At 70.5% G+C, this 18815-nt stretch carries 17 protein-coding genes; 8 read left to right on the top strand and 9 right to left on the bottom strand.

Annotated elements, in window-relative coordinates; translation table 11 throughout:
- Positions 1-5: 5 nt before the first annotated feature.
- The 4 genes from ACZ61C_RS30280 (at position 6) to ACZ61C_RS30265 (ending at position 5312) form a co-directional block, all read left to right on the top strand.
- Entirely contained in the window at positions 6-1079 is a 1074-nt protein-coding gene (locus ACZ61C_RS30280) for a ribonucleotide-diphosphate reductase subunit beta (protein WP_465311245.1), read from the top strand.
- Positions 1080-1265: 186 nt separating this feature from the next.
- Positions 1266-2726 carry a cytochrome P450 gene (locus ACZ61C_RS30275; protein WP_465311244.1) on the top strand — a complete coding sequence of 487 codons (1461 nt, stop codon included), beginning with the start codon at positions 1266-1268 and terminating at the stop codon, positions 2724-2726.
- Between the two features lie 236 nt (positions 2727-2962).
- The gene (locus tag ACZ61C_RS30270; RefSeq protein WP_465311427.1) at positions 2963-4780 is read left to right on the top strand and encodes a putative bifunctional diguanylate cyclase/phosphodiesterase; all 1818 of its coding nucleotides are present in this window, start codon (positions 2963-2965) and stop codon (positions 4778-4780) included.
- Between the two features lie 70 nt (positions 4781-4850).
- Positions 4851-5312 carry a peroxiredoxin gene (locus ACZ61C_RS30265; RefSeq protein ID WP_465311243.1) on the top strand — a complete coding sequence of 154 codons (462 nt, stop codon included), beginning with the start codon at positions 4851-4853 and terminating at the stop codon, positions 5310-5312.
- Between the two features lie 209 nt (positions 5313-5521).
- Here the strand turns inward: ACZ61C_RS30265 and ACZ61C_RS30260 are convergent, their stop codons facing one another.
- The 5 genes from ACZ61C_RS30260 to ACZ61C_RS30240 all read right to left on the bottom strand — a co-directional run bounded on the left by ACZ61C_RS30260 (position 5522) and on the right by ACZ61C_RS30240 (position 9763).
- Positions 5522-5854 (bottom strand): GNAT family N-acetyltransferase, encoded by a 333-nt coding sequence (locus tag ACZ61C_RS30260; RefSeq protein ID WP_465311242.1) that lies wholly within the window; start codon positions 5852-5854, stop codon positions 5522-5524.
- Complete coding sequence (locus ACZ61C_RS30255; protein WP_465311241.1) at positions 5851-6381, bottom strand: GNAT family N-acetyltransferase; 531 nt, start codon at positions 6379-6381, stop codon at positions 5851-5853. The genes ACZ61C_RS30260 and ACZ61C_RS30255 overlap by 4 nt, the downstream gene beginning before the upstream one ends.
- Positions 6382-6423: 42 nt before the next feature.
- The gene (locus ACZ61C_RS30250) at positions 6424-7626 is read right to left on the bottom strand and encodes an LCP family protein (RefSeq protein ID WP_465311240.1); all 1203 of its coding nucleotides are present in this window, start codon (positions 7624-7626) and stop codon (positions 6424-6426) included.
- Between the two features lie 97 nt (positions 7627-7723).
- The gene (locus ACZ61C_RS30245) at positions 7724-8977 is read right to left on the bottom strand and encodes a class I SAM-dependent methyltransferase (RefSeq protein ID WP_465311239.1); all 1254 of its coding nucleotides are present in this window, start codon (positions 8975-8977) and stop codon (positions 7724-7726) included.
- Between the two features lie 93 nt (positions 8978-9070).
- Positions 9071-9763 (bottom strand): alpha/beta hydrolase, encoded by a 693-nt coding sequence (locus ACZ61C_RS30240; RefSeq protein ID WP_465311238.1) that lies wholly within the window; start codon positions 9761-9763, stop codon positions 9071-9073.
- Between the two features lie 117 nt (positions 9764-9880).
- Here ACZ61C_RS30240 and ACZ61C_RS30235 point away from each other — a divergent pair, with 117 nt between their 5' ends.
- Together ACZ61C_RS30235 and ACZ61C_RS30230 are read left to right on the top strand one after the other, a co-directional pair.
- Complete coding sequence (locus tag ACZ61C_RS30235) at positions 9881-10609, top strand: SIS domain-containing protein (RefSeq protein WP_465311237.1); 729 nt, start codon at positions 9881-9883, stop codon at positions 10607-10609.
- Positions 10610-10723: 114 nt separating this feature from the next.
- Entirely contained in the window at positions 10724-11884 is a 1161-nt protein-coding gene (locus ACZ61C_RS30230) for a serine hydrolase domain-containing protein (RefSeq protein WP_465311236.1), read from the top strand.
- A gap of 125 nt (positions 11885-12009) precedes the next feature.
- Here ACZ61C_RS30230 and ACZ61C_RS30225 read toward each other — a convergent pair whose 3' ends face one another.
- Positions 12010-13884 carry an ABC transporter ATP-binding protein gene (locus tag ACZ61C_RS30225; RefSeq protein ID WP_465311235.1) on the bottom strand — a complete coding sequence of 625 codons (1875 nt, stop codon included), beginning with the start codon at positions 13882-13884 and terminating at the stop codon, positions 12010-12012.
- A gap of 97 nt (positions 13885-13981) precedes the next feature.
- The gene (locus tag ACZ61C_RS30220) at positions 13982-14419 is read right to left on the bottom strand and encodes a MarR family winged helix-turn-helix transcriptional regulator (protein WP_465311234.1); all 438 of its coding nucleotides are present in this window, start codon (positions 14417-14419) and stop codon (positions 13982-13984) included.
- A 72-nt stretch (positions 14420-14491) separates the two neighbouring features.
- On the opposite strand from ACZ61C_RS30220, the gene ACZ61C_RS30215 reads away from it, so the two are divergent.
- A complete protein-coding gene (locus ACZ61C_RS30215) occupies positions 14492-15346 on the top strand; it encodes an LLM class flavin-dependent oxidoreductase (RefSeq protein ID WP_465311233.1) in 855 nt (284 codons plus the stop codon).
- 81 nt (positions 15347-15427) lie between these two features.
- On the top strand, positions 15428-16741 hold the full coding sequence (locus ACZ61C_RS30210) for a glycosyltransferase 87 family protein (protein ID WP_465311426.1): 1314 nt from the start codon (positions 15428-15430) through the stop codon (positions 16739-16741).
- Here the strand turns inward: ACZ61C_RS30210 and ACZ61C_RS30205 are convergent.
- Together ACZ61C_RS30205 and ACZ61C_RS30200 are read right to left on the bottom strand one after the other, a co-directional pair.
- Entirely contained in the window at positions 16728-16937 is a 210-nt protein-coding gene (locus ACZ61C_RS30205) for a helix-turn-helix domain-containing protein (RefSeq protein WP_395924901.1), read from the bottom strand. The two genes, ACZ61C_RS30210 and ACZ61C_RS30205, sit on opposite strands and share 14 nt — an antisense overlap.
- Before the next feature lie 178 nt (positions 16938-17115).
- Positions 17116-18744 (bottom strand): ABC-F family ATP-binding cassette domain-containing protein, encoded by a 1629-nt coding sequence (locus ACZ61C_RS30200; RefSeq protein WP_465311232.1) that lies wholly within the window; start codon positions 18742-18744, stop codon positions 17116-17118.
- Positions 18745-18815 lie beyond the last annotated feature (71 nt).

Raw genomic sequence — 18815 nt, 5'->3', positions numbered from 1 at the left:
AGGAAATGACCAACGTGGAGACGACCGGCGCGACCGGCCTCGGTGAGATCGAGGTCGGCGCCGCCCGGATCAACGTCGACGACAAGCGCATGATCAACGCGCGCGCCGACGTCAACCAGCTGCTGCCGATGAAGTACACCTGGGCCTGGGAGAAGTACCTGGCCGGCTGCAACAACCACTGGATGCCGACCGAGGTCGCCATGCAGGCCGACATCGCGCTGTGGAAGTCGAAGGACGGCCTCACCGAGGACGAGCGGCAGATGCTCAAGCGCAACCTGGGCTTCTTCGCGACCGCGGAGTCCCTGGTGGCCAACAACATCGTGCTCGCGGTGTACCGGCAGATCACCAACCCCGAGTGCCGCCAGTACCTGTTGCGCCAGGCGTTCGAGGAAGCCGTGCACACGCACACCTTCCAGTACATCTGCGAGAGCCTCGGCCTGGTCGAGGGCGAGCTGTTCAACATGTACCGCGAAGTTCCGTCCATTTCGGACAAGGACGCGTGGGCGCTGAAGTACACCCAGCACCTGGAGGACCCGGACTTCGAGACCGGGACGCCGGAGGCCGACACGGCGTTCCTGCGTGACCTCGTCGCGTTCTACGTGATCTTCGAAGGCATGTGGTTCTACACCGGCTTCGCGCAGATCCTCTCGCTGGGCCGCCGGAACAAGATGGTCGGCATCGCCGAGCAGTACCAGTACATCCTGCGCGACGAGTCGATCCACCTGAACTTCGGCATCGACTGCATCAACCAGATCAAGATCGAGAACCCGCACCTGTGGACCGAGGAGTTCCAGGAAGAGGTCCGCGGGATGCTGAAGGAAGCGTGCGAGCTGGAGGTCGCGTACGCCCGTGACACGATGCCGCGCGGCATGCTCGGCCTGTCGGCGCAGCTGTGCGAGCAGTACATGCACTTCATCACCGACCGGCGCGCGCAGCAGATCGGCCTCCAGCCGATCTTCGGCGAGACCGAGAACCCGTTCCCGTGGATGTCCGAGGCGATGGACCTGAAGAAGGAGAAGAACTTCTTCGAGACCCGCGTCATCGAGTACCAGTCGGGCGGCGCCCTCGACTGGGACTGACGCCCCGACCACCCCAATGTGGCCTTCGGTGCGTCCAACGCACCGAAGGCCACATTGGTTGCGCCTAACGCACCGAAGGCCACATCGGGGCGTTGTCACGGACCACCCGAAAAGAGGACACCCCAACCTGTTGTCAGGTCGTCAACAAGGGTGCATCGTGAAGGGGTAGCCGATCTCGACGGGGAGATGGTCACCTTGACGAGCACCGTGGGCCGAGCCGCCGAAGCACTGCGTGAACGGGTGCCGCCCCTCACCGCGCTCCCCTTGCCGCGCAAAGTCGACGAGCGCTGGCTGCAGTCGCGCTGGCCCGTCCAGGAGCTCGCGACCCCGCCCGCCGGCAGCGGCCTCAAGCCCGTTCTCGGTGACGAGGGCCCGCCGGTCGTCGGGCACATGCTCGAGATGATGCGCTTCGGCCCCGCCTTCGGCCTGCGCCGCTACGAGCTCTACGGCCCGGTGTCGTGGACCAGCGGGTTCGGCAGGCGGATCGTCGCGCTGTCCGGGCCGGAGGCGACGCAGATCGCGCTCGTCAACAAGGACAAGGCGTTCTCGCAGGAGGGCTGGAAGTTCTTCATCGAGAAGTTCTTCGAGCGCGGCCTGATGCTGATGGACTTCGGCGAGCACCACCTGCACCGCCGGATCATGCAGGAGGCCTTCACCCGCGACCGGCTCACCGGCTACGTCAACGAGATGGGGCCCGCCCTGCGCGAAGGCGTCGCGACCTGGGGCTCGAGCGAGCGGCCGCGACTGTACTGGGCGCTCAAGCAGCTCACCCTCGACGTCGCGACACGCGTGTTCATGGGCATGCGCAGCGGCGCCGACGCGCACCGGATCAACCGCGCCTTCGTCAGCTCCGTGCGGGCCGGCACCGCGCTCGTGCGCGTCCCGGTGCCCGGCGGCCGCTGGGCGGCCGGGCTGCACGGCCGGAAGGTCCTGGAGCGCTACTTCGGCGAGAACCTGCCCGCCAAGCGCGCCGCCGACGGTGACGACCTGTTCTCCGCGCTCTGCCACGCCACCACCGAGGACGGCGACCGGTTCAGCGACACCGACATCGTCAACCACATGATCTTCCTGATGATGGCCGCGCACGACACGACGACCATCACCAGCAGCGCCATGGCCTACTACCTCGCCAAACACCCGGAGTGGCAGGAGCGGGCGCGCGAAGAGTCCCTCGCGCTCGGGGACGACGTCCTCGACATCACCGCCATCGACCGGCTGGAGACGCTCGACCTCGTCATGAAGGAGGCGCTGCGCCTGGTCGCGCCGGTGCCGACGCTGACCCGCCAGACCGTCAAGGACACCGAGGTCCTCGGGCACTACATCCCGGCGGGCACGCTGGTCGGCGTCTCACCGACGGTGAACCACTTCTCGCCCGAGTGCTGGACGGACCCGTTCACCTTCGACCCCGAGCGGTTCGCCGAACCGCGCCGCGAGGACAAGTCGCACCGGATGGCGTGGATGCCCTTCGGCGGCGGCGCGCACAAGTGCATCGGGCTCCACTTCGGCGGCCTCGAGGTGAAGGTGCTGATGCACGAAATGCTGCGCGCGTACCGCTGGTCGGTTCCGGAGAGTTACACCGCGCGCTGGGACTACGTCTCGCTGCCGGTCCCCGCCGACGGTCTCCCGGTGCGCCTGACGCCGCGGTGACGCGGGACTGTCCACCACTGCATACACGCGGTGACAAAAGGTCACCACATGTGGAGATTCGTTCACTCGTTCAGCCGGTAGACACCCCGTTATGCGCATGATGGCGTGGCATCGATCGATGCCGAGGGGTACCTAGTGTGGCTTCATGATCCCCGGCACCGTGTCTGAACTGGGCTGACCTGTGCGTGAAGAGGTGGAGTGTGCCTGAGCTCGGTGCCGCGCCGGGGCTGCTGGACGTGGCGCGCAGGTGGGCGGCCACGTTGGCCGACACCAAAGGAGTAACACTTCCCCCGGAGGAGCTCGAACTGCTCTTGCTCGAGATCGCGCACGACGCGGTCGATCACGTCGCGCCGGAACCGGACGGCGCGCTGCACCGGTTCACCGCGCTCTACGCGGCGTCCCCGATGGGGATCGCGCTGGCCGACCCGGACGGCGAAATCGTCGAAGCGAACCTCGCGCTGGGCCAGCTGCTCGGCTGCCCACCGGAGAAGCTGCACGGCCGGCACCTCACCGAGCTCGGCTCGACCGACCACGACGTCTCGCGCCTCAAGGCCGGGCTCGAGCAGGTGCGGCTGGGGCGTGAGCGCTACCAGGAGCGGATGCTGCTCGACCACACCGAAGACGGGCAGCTCTGGACCGACGTCACCCTCGCCCGGCTGCCCGGCGACCGGCCGGGGTCGATCTACCCGGTGCTCATGGTGTCCGACGCGAACGAGCTGCACCTGCTGCAGGAACGGCTGCTGCACCAGAACGTGCACGACCCGCTGACCGGGCTGCCCAACGCGTCGTCGTTCACCACCAAGCTCGAAGCCGCGCTCGGCGCCGGCGCGCGCGACGACATCGCGCTGGTCTACCTCGACGTCGACGGCTTCAAGGTGGTCAACGACGGCCTCGGCGCCGGCGTCGGCGACCAGGTGCTGCGCGGGATCGCCGGCAAGCTCTCGGCCGTGTTCACCGGCCACCACGACGGGTTCGTCGCGCGGCTGTCCGGCGACGGCTTCGCGGTGCTGCTGCGGGGCGAGCTCAGCCCGGCCGAGGTCGTCGAGCTCGTCGAGCGGGCGCTGGAGGACCTCAACGAGCCGATCTACCTCGGCGGGCACGGCATCGGCGTCAGCGCGAGCGCGGGCATCGTGGTGCGCGCGGCCGTCGAAGGCGGCGCGGCCGAGCTGCTGCGGGCGGCGGAGATCGCGCTGCACCGGGCCAAGGAGGCCGGCAAGGCGCAGTGGATGCTGTTCGACCCCGAGCTGGACGCCCGCGACCGCGGCCGCTACCAGCTGGGCGCGGTGATCGCCGGTGCGCTGGAGAACGGCGAGTTCTCGCTCGTCTACCAGCCGACGGTCAAGCTCGCCCGCACCGACGAGCTCGCCGCCGTGAACGCCGGCCTGCGCTGGAACCACCCGGAGAAGGGCGAGCTCGACTCGGCCGAGTTCTACCCGCTGGCCCAGACGACGGGCATGACGGTGCCGCTCGGGCGCTGGCTGCTGGCCGAGTCCCTGGCCGCGACGGCCCGGTGGCGCTCCCGCTTCGGCGACGCGGCCCCGGACGTCTGCGTCCGGCTGCCCGCGCGGCTGGCCATCGACCCGGACCTGGTGCTGCTGGTCAAGGAGCAGCTGGACAAGCACGAGCTCTCCCCGAAGGCGCTGCGGCTGTGCACGGACCGCGAGTCCGTCCTCGACCCGGCCGGCGAGGTCCTGGAGTCGTTCACGGTGCTCGCCGACCTCGGCACCCAGCTGGTGCTGACGATCTCGGGCTCGGCCGACCTGGAGCTGATCCCCCAGCACGACCTGCCGGTCCGCCACGTGATCCTCTCGGGCCCGGTGGTCGACGCGCTCGACACCGACGAGCCGGCCGAGACCGACCTGCGGCACCTCACCCAGCTGATCACCCGGGCCCGCGAGCTGCAGCTGCGCGTCGGCGCGGAGGGCGTGCGCACGCACGACCAGGCGGCACGGCTGCGGCAGCTCGGGGTGCTGGCGGCGCGCGGGGAGTTCGTGAGCGCGTCGGCGACCGGGGACGAGGTCGACGAGCTGATCGCCCGTCACCCGGGCGGCTGACCAAGCCGGTGGCGGGGCGGCTCCGAAGACCCGGCAGGATGGGTTCTGCTGCCGACGAGAAGGGACGTCCATGGACGCCGGAGACCTCGCCCCCGACTTCAGCCTGCCCGACGACCAGGGCCGTGAGCGCAAGCTCTCGGACTTCCTGGCCACCGGGCCGGTCGTGCTGTTCTTCTACCCCGCCGCGATGACCGGCGGCTGCACCGCGGAGAGCTGCCACTTCCGCGACCTGGCCGCGGAGTTCGCGGAGGTCGGGGCGCACCGCGTCGGGATCAGCCCGGACGGGGTCACCAAGCAGCGGCAGTTCTCCGCGGCCAACGACTTCGACTACCCACTGCTGTCCGATGTGGAGGGTGCGGTCGCCAAGCAGTTCGGCGTGTGGCGCAAGCTGATCCCCCTGCACACCAAGCGCGCGACGTTCGTGATCGGCGAAGACCGGCGAGTGCTCGAGAAGATCAAGAGCGAGCTGAACTTCACCCTCCACGCCGACCAGGCGCTCAAGGTGCTGCGGGAGCGCAACAAGGTCTCCTGACTGTCACCGGCGGGGCGGCCACGGCCGCGGCCGGCGCACTCGCGCGCCGGCCGCCTGCCACCTTCTCAGGCCGTCATGCCGACGCCGTCGTCCGACCGGGTACTCGTGCGCTTCCGCACGGGTCCCGCGCTTCGCGGCGCGGTTGGGGAAACCCTGGCGCTCGCACAGCCAGCGCCGGCTCGGCTGGGTCACTTCGGCAAAGACCTGTGTCACGGCTTCTCCTTGCGCCACACGTTGTTCGTGCCGGTGCACGCCGGCGCGCGATCCGCGTCCGAGGACTCCGTGTCCGGAACGGCTCCGCTTCGGACGTTCGCTCGGTCGTGGTTGACCTCGACGTATCCCGCGCCGAACCCGGACGCCTCCTCGGTCACCAGCCCACGGCCGGCGTGCTTTCGGGCGAGCCAGTAGCCGATCTCGGCCCCGCCCTCGCGGGTCATCGCACCGATGCCGCCCGCGAGCGCGCCGTCGACGCGGATCGCCCACTCGTACCCACCGGCTGATTCCCACTGCTCGTTGGTGCGCTTGGGAAACGGCTCCTTCACGGCTTCTCCTTGCGCCACACGTGGTTCGTGCCCGCACACAGCGGGGGCAGGGGCTTGTCGACCGGCTCCTCACGCACCTTCGTGAAACCCAGGCGGGCGGGCACCGCTCCACTTCGGACGTTCCGCACGTCGTGCTTGATCTCGACGTAGCCCGCGCCGAGCCGGAACGCCTCTTCCGTCACCAGTTCCGCCGCGCGGGTGACCAGGCCGCGGCCGGTGTGCTCCCGGGCGAGCCAGTAGCCGATCTCGACCCCGCCTTCGCGCGCCATCGTGCCGATGGCGCCGGCGATCGAGCCGTCGACGCGGAGGGCGAAGTCGTGCGTTTCGCCGCTCTCCCAGTTCTTTTCCGTGCGCCGCAGGAACTCGGCGCTGTCTTCGGCGGTGTAACCGTCGGCGGCCCAGATCATCCAGGCACCGATGTGGTCGAGGGACCCGGCGACCGTCGCGGTGAGCGCCGGTGCGTCGGCGGGGGTCCACCGGGTCAGCACGAACTCGTCACGGGCATACCACTCGGCCGGGGTCTCCATGGCTTCCATGGTGCCCCGGCCGGGTGTTCGAGCGCTCCCGAATTAATTGACGATGACGCTGTCCGGGATCTCCGAGTCGTTCTTCAGCGCGTCGAACAGCTGCTTCGACTTGTTCCTGTCCCAGTTCTCCGCCGACGCGCTGGTCACCGGGACGGTCGTGGTGACGACCCCGCCGGAGGAGATGCCGCGCATCGCCAGCGCCAGGCCCACCAGGTTGTGCACGTGGTCGCCGGAGTCCAGCGTCAGCGCGTCCGGGCCCGAGGACAGCAGCGGGAAGAAGTGGAACGGGTTGAGCAGCGTGCCCGGGCTGGCGATCTGGCTGACCAGCGCGCCGATGAACTTGCGCTGGTTGGCGACGCGGTCGAGGTCCGAACGCGGGGTCGCCTCGCTGTGGCGCATCCGGACGAAGCCCAGCGCCGAGCGGCCGTCGAGGGACTGGCAGCCGGCCTTGATGGTGATGTTGGTGAAGGTGTCGCTCATGTCCTTGTCGATGCACATGTCGACGCCGCCGATCGCGTCGACGATCTTCGCGAACCCGCCGAAGCCGATCTCGGCGTAGTGGTCGATGTGCAGCCCGGTGGCGCCTTCGACGGTCTTCGCCAGCAGCGCCGGCCCGCCGAGGGAGAACGCCGCGTTGATCTTGTTCTTGCCGTGGCCGGGGATCGTCACCTGCGAGTCGCGCGGCAGCGACAGCAGCGTCGGCTTGGTGCTGTTGTCCGGGATGTGCGCGACCATGACCGTGTCGGTGCGCTGCCCGCCGGCGTTCGCGACGTCGCCGGTGGCCAGGCGCTCCTCGTCCTCGGCGGTCAGGCCCTCCCGGCTGTCGGAGCCGACGATCAGCCAGTTGGTGCCGGCCGCCGCGACCGGGCGCCCTTCGTAGTCGGCCAGCGCGTCGACGCGCTTGATGGAGAACTCCAGGTAGACCCAGATCCCCGCGAGGAACACGACGAAGACCAGCAGCAGGGTCATCAGGACCCGGCCGAAGCCCCAGCGGCGACGCCGGCGCGGCGGCCGGGACGGCGGGTAGTCCTCGTCGGTGCGGGGCGGGTCACGGCGCGGCGGCGGGGGCGGCGCGTACTGGGGCTCCGGGTCGCCCATCGGGCGGGTGCGCTCGTCGTACGGGCTGCGGCCCCGCCCGGGCAGCGGCATCATCTGCGCGCGCTGGTGCTCCCGGGGGCGGCCGGCGGGCGGCCGGGGCGGCGGCATCCGGCGCCCGCCGTCGTCGCCACGGTACGTCATCACCATCACCCAATCCCGATCCGGACAAAAGTGTCGTCTTCAGTACACCGCACGCCCTCGAAAGGAGGACGTGCGGGACCGGGGTCGGGTTGGCCGCCCGAGGTTACTTGTCGGTCACCTCGTAACCGAACTGGTGGACCTTCAGGTACCCGGAGCGGAACCCCGCCTCGGAATAGGCCAGGTAGAACTCCCACATCCGGCGGAAGACGTCGTCGAACCCGAACCCGGCGATGTCGGCCCAGCGGTGCAGGAACCGTTCGCGCCACAACCGTAGCGTGTGCGCGTAGTCCTGGCCGAACTCGCGCATCCCGGCCAGCTTGAGCCGGGTGTTCGCGCGCAGGCCGTCCTCGATCGAGCGAACCGACGGGATGATGCCGCCGGGGAAGATGTACTTGTGGATCCAGGTGTAGGCACGGGACGAGGCCATCATCCGGTCGTGGTCCATCGTGATGGCCTGCAGGCCGAACCGCCCGCCGGGGCGCAGCCGCTCGCCGATGGTCGAGTAGAACGTCGGCCAGTAGGACGCGCCGACGGCTTCGATCATTTCCACGCTGACCACGGCGTCGTACTGACCGCTCGACTCGCGGTAGTCGCACAGCTTCACGTCGACGCGGTCGGCGAACCCGGCCGCGGCGATGCGTTCGGTGGCCAGCGCGCGCTGTTCCTCCGAAATGGTCAGGGACGTCACCTGCGCGCCGCGGGCCGCGGCGCGGATGGCGAGTTCACCCCATCCGGTGCCGATTTCGAGGACTTCGCTGCCCGCGCGGACCCCGGCGTAGTCGAGCACGCTGTCGATCTTGCGGTGCTGGGCGGCGGTGAGGTCGTCGGCCGGGCCGAACAACGCCGAGGAGTACATCATCGACTCGTCGAGGAAGGCACCGAAGAGGTCGTTCGACAGGTCGTAGTGCCGGTGGATGTTGGCCCGCGCGCCTTCGAGGCTGTTCTCCTCCTGCGGCGGCTGCGTGCGCTCGGCGATCTTCCGGAACTTCTGCAGCACCGGCGGCACCAGGGTGGCCATCCGCGCGGCGAACGGCGTCAGCACCTCGGCCAGGTCGGACGCGGTCCAGTCACCGGCCATGTAGGACTCGCCGAAGCCGATCTTGGCGTCGACGCCCAGGCGGTGGAAAAAGGCTTCCGGTCGCAAAATACGCATTTCGGGCGACTCCGGGCCGCCGGCGCCGAGCACGGTGCCGTCCGGGAACACCACCCGCACGTCGAGCGGGCGGACCGCGCGGCGGAACAGCGTGGCCGCGATGCGCGCCCGCAGCGCGGAGTGCGGTGGGGTGGCCAGGCCCGGCCACCGGGATTCGTCGGGGACGTCCTGGGCCGACGCGCGGTCAACACTCGAGGTGGTCACGGTTCTCCCTCCGGCCGGCCAGCTTCGCCGGTGATCGATCTTAGTCGCCGCACCCCACGGCACGCTTCGCAATATGCCCTGTTCGGAGCGGTGTCACACGGGTATTCGCAGCCGCTGCGGCCCCGGTGCGGCCCACGCCTCGCGAAGTTCTCCGCCGGTTTCCCCGGCGAACACTTCCAGTGTGAAAGCAATCGTCAGCCGGGTCCACACGGACGACCGGCGCAGCATCGCGTGGCCTTCGCCGGCGATCTCGAACCGCGCGACCCGGGCCGCGACGCCTTCGGCTCGTTCGGCGAAGGCGTGTGACTCGACCGGGCTCGTCATGCGGTCACGGATGCCGTGCACGACGAGCAGGGCGCGGCCGGCGACGGCTTCGACCGGCTCGCCCCGCGGGGTCCAGGGAGCCAGGGCGCAGACCCCGCGCACGGCCGGGTCGTCGGCGACGCGCAGCGCCACGCGTCCCCCCATCGAATGACCGACGAGCACGACCGGCACGCCGGGGTGGTCGGCGTGGATGCGGTCGAGGGCCCAGCGGGCGTCCTGGACGGGGTCGAGAGCGGGCGCGTTCCAGCCGTACCGGCGGTTGCGCAGCAGCCGCACCTCGACACCGGCCTTGCGGCCGGCGCGGTGCAGGGCGCGTGCGATCGGGACCATCCGCAGGTAGGCGAGCTTCCAGGGCGGCACGCCGCCCGTGCTGTGCTCGGTCCCGCCGTGCAGCACGAGCACGACCGCTTCGGTCCGCCCGCGTGCCGGCCACACCGACACCGCCGGTTCCGCCTCGCTCACCCGCGTCCTCCTCCTCGCCCGCATCCGGGTCAACCGCGACCGCCCACCGGGCTATTCCACCGCGCACCACCATCTTCGCGGTAGATTCGGCGCCCGATCCCCTACGGAAGGGTGGGTGTGGTGAGCGCCACGGACATCTCGGGCAGCGTCGCGAAGCAGCTGGCCGACGTCGAGCAGGCCAACGCCGAAGCAGTGCGCGAAGCGGCGGATCTGGTGCTGGGGGTGATCCGGGCCGACGCACTGGTCTATACCGCCGGGGCCGGGCACTCGCTGGCGGCCGTCGCCGAGACGTTCTACCGGGCCGGCGGGCTGGCCTGCGTCTACCCGCTGTACCACCCGGAGCTGCTGCCGCTGCACGGCGCGGTGAGCAGCACGAAGACCGAGCGGCGCAGCGGGCTGGCCGCCGAGGTGCTGGCCGAGCGCGCGCCGGGGCCGGCCGACGTGCTGGTGGTGTTCTCGACGTCCGGGTCGAACCCGTACCCGGTCGAGCTGTGCATCGAGGCGCGCAAGCGCGGCGCGGCGGTCATCGCGATCACGTCGCGGGCCTGCGTGGCGGCGGCGCCGAAGCGGTCGTCGAGCACCCTCGTCGAGCAGGGCACGGTCGTGCTGGACTCGCTGGTGGTCCCGGGCGACGCGAGCTACCCGCCGGACGCCCCGCGCACCGCGCCGCTGTCCACTGTGGTCAACGCGTTCCTGTGGAACCTGGTGCTCGCGCAGGTCTACGACCGCGGGACGGCCGAGGGTCTCGACGTCCCGTTGTGGCGCAGCTCCAATGTGGAAGGCGGCGACCAGGCCAACGAGGCGCTGCTGGCGAAGTACGGCGAAATCGTGCCGCGGCTGAAGTAGCTGTTGGTGAAAAAGCTCCGGCCGGGCACGTCTTGACGGGGCGTGCCCGGCCGCCTTAGCGTCGACATACCGACTGGTCGGTGTGGTCCGGTCGGGCGGTCGGAGGAGGTCTTCATGGACGTTTCCACGGCGACGGTGCACGGCGAGTGCGCCCCCGGGTTCGAGCCGGTGCGCGAGGCCTTCGAAGCGAACTTCCGCGAGCGCCGCGAGCTGGGTGCGGCGTTCACCGCGATCCGGCACGGCGAGGTCGTGGTGGACCTGTGGGGCGGCTGGTCCGGTCCGGACCGCGCGCGGCCGTGGCGGGCGGACACCCTGGCCAACGTCTGGTCGACGACCAAAGGCATGACCGCGATCTGCGCGCACAAGCTCGTCGACGCCGGTGAGCTGGACGTGGACGCGCCGGTCGCGAAGTACTGGCCCGAGTTCGCCGCGGCGGGCAAGGGCGCCGTCCCGGTGCGCTGGCTGCTCACTCACCGCTCCGGTGTGCCCGGGATCGGCCTCGAGCGGCCGGTCGCGGTCGAGGAGCTCTACGACTGGGACCTGATGACGTCGCTGCTCGCGGCCCAGGAACCGTTGTGCGAACCCGGTTCCGCGGGCGGGTACCACGCGCTCGCCTACGGCTGGCTCGTCGGCGAGGTCGTCCGGCGGATCGCCGGGCAGGGCATCCGCGAGTTCTTCGCCGAACAGGTAGCGGGACCGCTCGGCGCGGACTTCTCGATCGGCTTGGCGCCCGACGCCGACCTGCAGCGGTGCGCGACGCTCGTCGACCCGGTCATGACCGAGGAGATGGCGAACGCGCTGGCCACGGCGTTCGCGGCGGCCGGCCCGGTCGCGCAGGCGGCGTTGACCAACCCGCGGCTCACGGGGCACCACGCGAACGAACCGGCCTTCCGCCACGCCGTCATGCCGGCGTTGAACGGCCACGGCACGGCCCGCGCGATCGCGACGATCTACGGCGGGCTCGTCGACGGAACGCTTCTGTCCGCCCCGACCCTGGCCAAGGCGCGAGAGAGCCAGGGCAAGGAGGTCGACGCGGTGCTCGGCCTGCCGAACGAGTGGAGCCTGGGCTTCTACCTCGGCAGCGACGCCCGCGGCTTCGGCCCGAACCCGGCGGCCTTCGGCCACGACGGCCTCGGCGGCTCCACCGGCGGCGCCGACCCGGAAAACGGCATCGCCTTCGGCTACACCCTCAACCAGCTCGGCCCCCTGATCCGCGACGACCCCCGCAAAATGGCCCTGGTCGCCGCCCTCTATAAGTCCCTCCCGAACACGTAACCCACGTGACCAAGGCCGTAACTCGCGTGATCAGAGCCGTGATCCGCGTGATTGAAGCCGGAACTCGCGAGTTCCGGCTTCAATCACGCGAGTTACGGGCTCGATCACGCGAGTTCCGTCGGTGATCACGCGACGGCGGATTCTTCTTCGGTGAACTGGGTTGCGTGGAGAGTTGCGTAGCGGCCGTTGGCGGCCAGGAGCTCCTCGTGCGTGCCGCGTTCGACGATCTCGCCGTGCTCCAGGACCAGGATCTGGTCGGCCGCGCGGACCGTCGAGAGGCGGTGCGCGATGACCAGAGCCGTGCGGCCGGCGAGGGCGTGGGTCAGGGCTTCGCCGACCGCCGCTTCGGACTCGGAGTCCAGGTGCGCGGTCGCCTCGTCGAGGACGACGACCTTGGGCCGCGCCAGCAGCAGCCGTGCGATCGTCAGCCGCTGACGCTCACCGCCGGAAAGCCGGTAACCGCGCTCCCCCACCGTCGTGTCGAGGCCGTCGGGCAGCGAGTGCACCAGCTCGCCCAGGCGAGCCTGCTCCAGCGCCGCCCAGATCTCGTCGTCGGTGACGCCGGGGCGCGCATAAGCGAGATTCGCGCGGATCGTGTCGTGGAACAGGTGCCCGTCCTGCGTGACCACCCCGACGGTTTCCCGCAGCGAAGCGAAACTCAGGTCCCGGACGTCCACATCGGACAGTCGCACCGAGCCGGCGTCGACGTCGTAAAGCCGCGGCAGCAGCGAAGCGATCGTCGACTTCCCCGCCCCCGAAGACCCGACCAGCGCGACCATCTGCCCCGGCTCGGCGCGGAACGAGATCCCGTGCAGCACCTCTTCGCCGCCGCGGTGGTCGAGCGTCGCGACGTCTTCCAGCGACGCCAGCGAGTACCGGTCCGCCGCCGGGTACCCGAACCGGACGTCGGAGAACTCCACCGAAACACCCCCGGACGCGGCGGGCAGGGACCGCGCGGCCGGCTTCTCCTCGATCATCGGCTTCAGGTCGAGGACCTCGAAGACGCGCTCGAACGACACCAGCGCCGTCATGACGTCGACGCGGACGTTGGCCAACGCGGTCAGCGGCGCGTACAGCCGGGTCAGCAGCAGCGCCAGCGCGACGACGGTGCCCGGCGCGAGCACCCCGGTCAGCGCGAGGTACCCGCCCAGGCCGTACACGAGCGCCTGCGCCAAGGCCGAAACCAGGGTCAGGCTGGTCATGAACCAGCGGGTCAGCATCGCGGTCCGGATGCCGATGTCGCGGACCCGCCCGGCGCGCAGGCCGAAGTCGTCGGCCTCCTGGACCGGCCGGCCGAAGAGCTTGACGAGCGTCGCGCCCGGCGCGGAGAACCGCTCGGTCATCTGCGTGGTCATGCCCGCGTTGAGGTTCGCGGACTCCCGCTGCAGCCCGGCCATCCGGCGGCCGAGCCGGCGCGCGGGCAGCACGAAGATCGGCAGCAGCACCAGCGCGAGCAGCGTGACCTGCCACGACAGCGTGAGCATGACGGCCAGCGAGAGCGCCAGCTGGATCGTGTTGGTGACCAGGCCGGACAGCGTCGCGGTGAACGTCCGCTGCGCGCCGATGACGTCGTTGTTCAGCCGCGAGACCAGCGCGCCCGTGCGGGTGCGGGTGAAGAAGGCGATCGGCATGCGCTGCACGTGCTCGAACACCGCGCGCCGCAGGTCGTAGATGATGCCCTCGCCGATGCGCGCGGACTGCCACCGCTCGACCAGGCCGAACCCGGCGTCGGCGACCGCGAGCCCGGCGATCACGACCGCGAGCCAGATGACCAGCGGCAGGTCGTGCCCGCCGACGATCGCGTCGACCACCTTGCCGGCCAGCACCGGCGTCGACACCGCGAGGACCGCCGAGACGACGGTGAGCACGAGGAAGGCCAGCAGCCGCCGCCAGTGCGGGCGGGCGAAGCGGGCGACGCGCTTGAACGTGCCCCGCGTCAGCCCCTTCGGGACGTCGTTGGCGCGCATCGCCGAGCTGAGCAGCGCCCAGGTGTTGTCCACGGGAGACCCCCAGTTCCAAAACCTCTACCATAGCTGAGGTTTTCTTCGGATATGACCTGGACAACGCGGTCGCCGTCCGATTGCTTCCCGGCCGCGTTCACTCGCCGCGAACAACCAGGTGCAGTGCGGCGCGCAGCCGCTCCGCATCATCCCCGAGGGGCGCCAGCAGGAGCGCCTCGGCCTCGCGTGTCGCCGCTTCACCGGCGTGCCGGACCCACTCACCCTCGCTGGTCAGCCGCACCAGCCGCTTGCGGCGGTCGCCGGGCGCGACCTCGCGCCGGACCAGCCCCTTCGTCTCCAGCTCGTCGACCAGCGCGACCATCGTCGTGCGGTCGACGCCGAGGCGGGCCGCACCGTCCTGCTGCGACTGCGCCGGCCCGTCGCCGAACAGCGTGAGCAGCGCCAGCTGCCGCCCGGTGACGCCGAGCGGCTCGTACAGCGGCTCGGCCAGCTCCGCGAGCCGGGCCTGGGCGTGCTTGAGCAGGTACCCGAGCCGGCGGGTGACGGCGGACGGCACACCGAGGTCACTGGACATGCGAGAACTCTACACTTACGCTGATCGTCAGTCTCACTGACGATTTGAAAACCTGACAATCAGGAGCGCCTCGTGACGACCGTCGGGATCAAACCGTCCCAGCAGCACATAGCCATCTCCGCCCTCCGCGAGGTCTGGACGATCGCCGACGACGCCGGCTTCGACGGCTGCTGGGTGTTCGACCACCTCGCGCCGATGGGCCCGGACCGCACCGGCGACGTCTTCGACGGCTGGAGTCTGCTGGCCGCGATGGCCGAGGCGACCGAACGGGTCCGCATCGGCTGCCTCGTCTCCGGCAACACCAACCGGCACCCGGGCACGTTCGCGAAGATCGCCGCGACCATCGACCACCTCTCCGGCGGCCGGCTCGACGTCGGCCTCGGCGCGGGCGGCGACACCCACACCGACCGGATGATGGGCACACCGACGCCGGCACCGGTCGAACGTGTCGAAAGACTGGCCGAAACCTGCGAAATCCTCCGTCTGCTGTGGACGCGGCCGAGCGTGGGCTTCCACGGTCGCCACTACACGCTCACCGACGCGATCAGTGACCCGAAGCCCGTGCAGGTACCGAAACCGCCGCTGTGGCTGGGCAGCAGCGGCGAAAAGCGTGGGCTGCGCGTGGTCGCCGAGCACGCCGACGTCTGGCTCAACGCGGCCCTGCCGGGCACGGAAACCGCCGAGCTGCAACGGCTTTCCACCGTCCTCGACCGCCACTGCGCGGCAGTGGGCCGCGATCCGGCGGAAATCCGCCGGGCCGTGCAGTTCCGGCTGCCGTCCGATGCGGACAGTGCCCTGCGCCTCGCGCAGAGCTACGTCGAAGCCGGGTTCACCGAGCTCGTCCTCATGCCGACCGGCCACGACAACGTGGTCAAGGCGGCTGAAGCCGCCGCGAAGCTGCTCCCCCGCCTGCGTGACGTCGGCTGAAGCGGACCAAAGCGCCGTCGGTAGCCTGACGGGGTGGAAACGGAGGTGGGCCGGGCGCCCGCATGGCGGCGCGCGGCACGGCTGTTCACCGCGCCTTCGTACCCTCCCGGTCTCGCGGCCCTGCGCTGGGACCTGGTCTTTTACCTGGGCTGCCTGGCCTTCGCGCTGCCGACGGCGCTGAAGTCCGAGTTCTACGGCTACCGCGTCTGGGGCAACTTCGCGACGGTCGCGTACGGGCTCGGCGCGCTGCACAGCGGCTGGCTGCTGCTGTCCGCACGCAAGGGCCGTACGCCGACCGGCGCACTCGGTTCCCGCTGGTGCGCCATCGCCGCGGTCGGCCTGTTGGCAATGATCCTTCCGTTGGCACTCCTGGTGATCCGCCGGCTGACCGGAGTGGACTGGCTGGTCACGCCCGGCTCGTGGGCCGCGCAGCCCGAGGTGTGGGTGATCGAGCGGTCCGCGGATCTGCTGCTGCACCACGGAACCCCGTACGTCGACGTCACCGCGCTCGGCCGCGCGCCGGAGGTGAACGACTACACGCCGTACGGCCCGGTGATGGCCGTCTTCGGCCTGCCCCGGGCGCTGTTCGGCGGCTCTCCGCCGGCGAACGCGCTCACCGACGCGCGCTGGATGTTCGCCCTCGCCGCCTGCGCGTGTGTGCTGGGCACGCTGAAACTGCTGAAGTGGCCGAAGGTTCCGGTCGGCGCCGCGCAGCTCGCGCTCGCCTGCCCGCTCACCGCGCTGACCTGGGCCGTCGCCGGCCCGGACCTCGCGATCGTCGGCCTGCTGGTGCTCGCGTGCGCGCTGGCCGCCACCGGGAAGATCGCCTGGTCGGGACTGGTGCTGGCGCTGGTGATCAGCGCGAAGCTCATCGTCGCGCCGGCGGCCGCGGTCCTGGCGGTGTTCGTGCTGGTCCGCCGGGGCAGCCGCAAAAACGGGCTCGACTGGCCCGCGCTCGGGCGGTTCGCGGCCGCGCTCGTCGCGACGACGGCCGCCGTGCACCTGCCTGTGTACCTGGTGGACCCGGCCGCGTTCGTCGAACACGTCTTCCGGTTCCCGCTCGGGATGGGTGCTGTGCGCTCACCCGCGGCCAGCCCGCTCCCGGGCCACCTGATCGCCGAGACCGGCGTTTTCGGCCAGGTGGCGGCGTTCGCGCTGGTCGGCGTCGCGGCCGTGGCCATGCTGGTCTGGCTGGTGCGCCGGCCCCCCGCGAACGGCTCCGACGCAGTGCTGCGCATCGCCGTCGGACTCGGCGCTTTGATCCTGCTGACCCCGGCCACCCGCTACGGCTACCTGGTGTACCCGCTGGTCCTGCTCGGGGCCCACCTGGTGTTCCGCGTGGCCGAAGCTCCCGCTGCGCCCCCCGCGCAGCAGTCCGCGACTACTTCTTCTTGACCCTGGTGGCCCCGCCGCGCCCCCGCAGCTGGACCCCGGACTCCGACAGGACCCGGTGGACGAACCCGTAGGAGCGCCCGGTGGACTCCGCCAGCGCCCGGATGCTCTGGCCCTTCTCGTATTTCTTCTTCAGGTCAGCGGCCAGCTTGTCGCGCGTGTTGCCGGTGATCCGCGCGCCTTTCTTGAGATCAGCCACGTCGATCGCCTTCCCGCCGAGAGTGTTCTGGGCCACATATCGGCCCCTGCCGGGGCAATGATCGAACACTGAGCGCCGGATTGCTAGACGACAGACCCAAAACAGCCGAAACCGCGATCACATTGGGCCATTCCAGTGCCTGATGCCGAGCGATCTTGCACCCGAATGGACGCACCGGTCACGCTAGCTGGACAAGTTCCAGATAGTCCGCCGACCAGTGGTCCTCGGTGCCGTCGGGCAGCAGGATGACCCGCTCGGGCTCCAGCGCTTCGACCGCGCCGGGGTCGTGCGTCACCAGGACGACGGCGCCGACGAAGCTCCGCAAAGCGTCCAGGACCTGGGCACGGCTGGCCGGGTCGAGGTTGTTCGTGGGCTCGTCCAGGAGCAACACGTTGGCAGCGCTGGAGACCAGGCCCGCCAGCGCGAGCCGGGTCTTCTCGCCACCGGAAAGCGTCCCGGCCGGCTGGTCGAGCTGCTCGCCGGTGAAGAGGAACGAGCCGAGCAGGTTCCGCAACTCCTGGGCGCCGGTGTCCGGCGAGAGGTGTCGGATGTTTTCCCACACCGACGCATCATGATCAAGAGTTTCGTGTTCCTGTGCGTAATAGCCCAAACGCATTCCGTGACCCGGTACGATCTCACCGGTATCCGGGGTTTCCATTCCCCCGAGGAGCCGGAGCAAAGTGGTCTTTCCCGCGCCGTTCAGCCCGAGTACGACGACCTTCGAACCGCGGTCGACCGCGAGATCGACGCCGGTGAAGATTTCCAGTGAGCCGTACGACTTGGACAGGCCCTCCGCGGTGAGCGGGGTCCGGCCGCAGGGCGCGGGGTCGGGGAACTTGATCCGGGCGACCTTGTCGGCCTGCCGGGTGTCCTCGAGCGCGGACAGCATCTGCTCCGCGCGGCGCGCCATGTTCTTGGCCGCCACGGCCTTCGTCGCCTTCGCCCCGAGCTTCGCGGCCTGCTGCTGCAGTGCCGACGCCTTCTTCTCGGCGTTCGCGCGTTCGCGGCGGCGGCGCTTCTCGTCGGTGGCGCGCGCGTCGAGGTAGCGCTGCCAGCCCATGTTGTACAGGTCGAGCTCGGCGCGGGTGGCGTCGAGGAACCAGACCTTGTTGACGACGTCGGCGAGCAGCTCGACGTCGTGGCTGATCACGACCAGGCCGCCGTCGTGCTGCTTGAGGAACCCGCGCAGCCAGTTGATGGAGTCGGCGTCGAGGTGGTTGGTCGGCTCGTCGAGCAGCAGGATCGTCTCGGACTTGCCGCCCGCGCCGGCCTCGGCCGCGGCGAACAGGATCCGCGCCAGCTCGACGCGGCGGCGCTGCCCGCCGGACAGCGTCTGCAGCGTCTGCGCCAGGATCCGGTCGGCCAGGCCGAGGTTCGAGCAGATCCGCGCGGCTTCGCTCTCCGCGGCGTACCCGCCGAGCGAGGCGAAGCGCTCTTCGAGCCGGGCGTAGCGGTTGATGGCCTTGTCGCGCGCGGCGTCGTCGACCAGCTCGGCCATCGAGGCCTGCGCCTTTTCCATGTCGCGCATCAGCTTGTCGAGGCCGCGCGCGGAAAGCACACGGTCCTTCGCGGTGACCGAAAGATCACCTTCGCGCGGGTCCTGCGGCAGGTACCCGAGCTCGCCGGTGCGGCGGACCTCGCCCGCGTGCGGCTCGCCTTCGCCGGCGAGGACCTTCAGCGAGGTGGTCTTGCCCGCGCCGTTGCGGCCGACGAGGCCGATGCGGTCGCCGGGCTGGATGCGGAGGGTGACGCCGTCGAGCAGGATGCGCGAACCCGCGCGCAGCTCAAGGCCGGTGGCCGTGATCAAGGGAACTCCCGTGGAAAGGGGGCGTACGGAGGACAGCTTCGGGCGGCCATGCGGGCCGCGGCGTCACTCCA

The organism is Amycolatopsis sp. NPDC104587, from assembly GCF_055583645.1.
The sequence above is the reverse complement of the archived record's forward strand: the minus strand, read 5'-3'. Positions and strand labels throughout refer to the sequence as shown.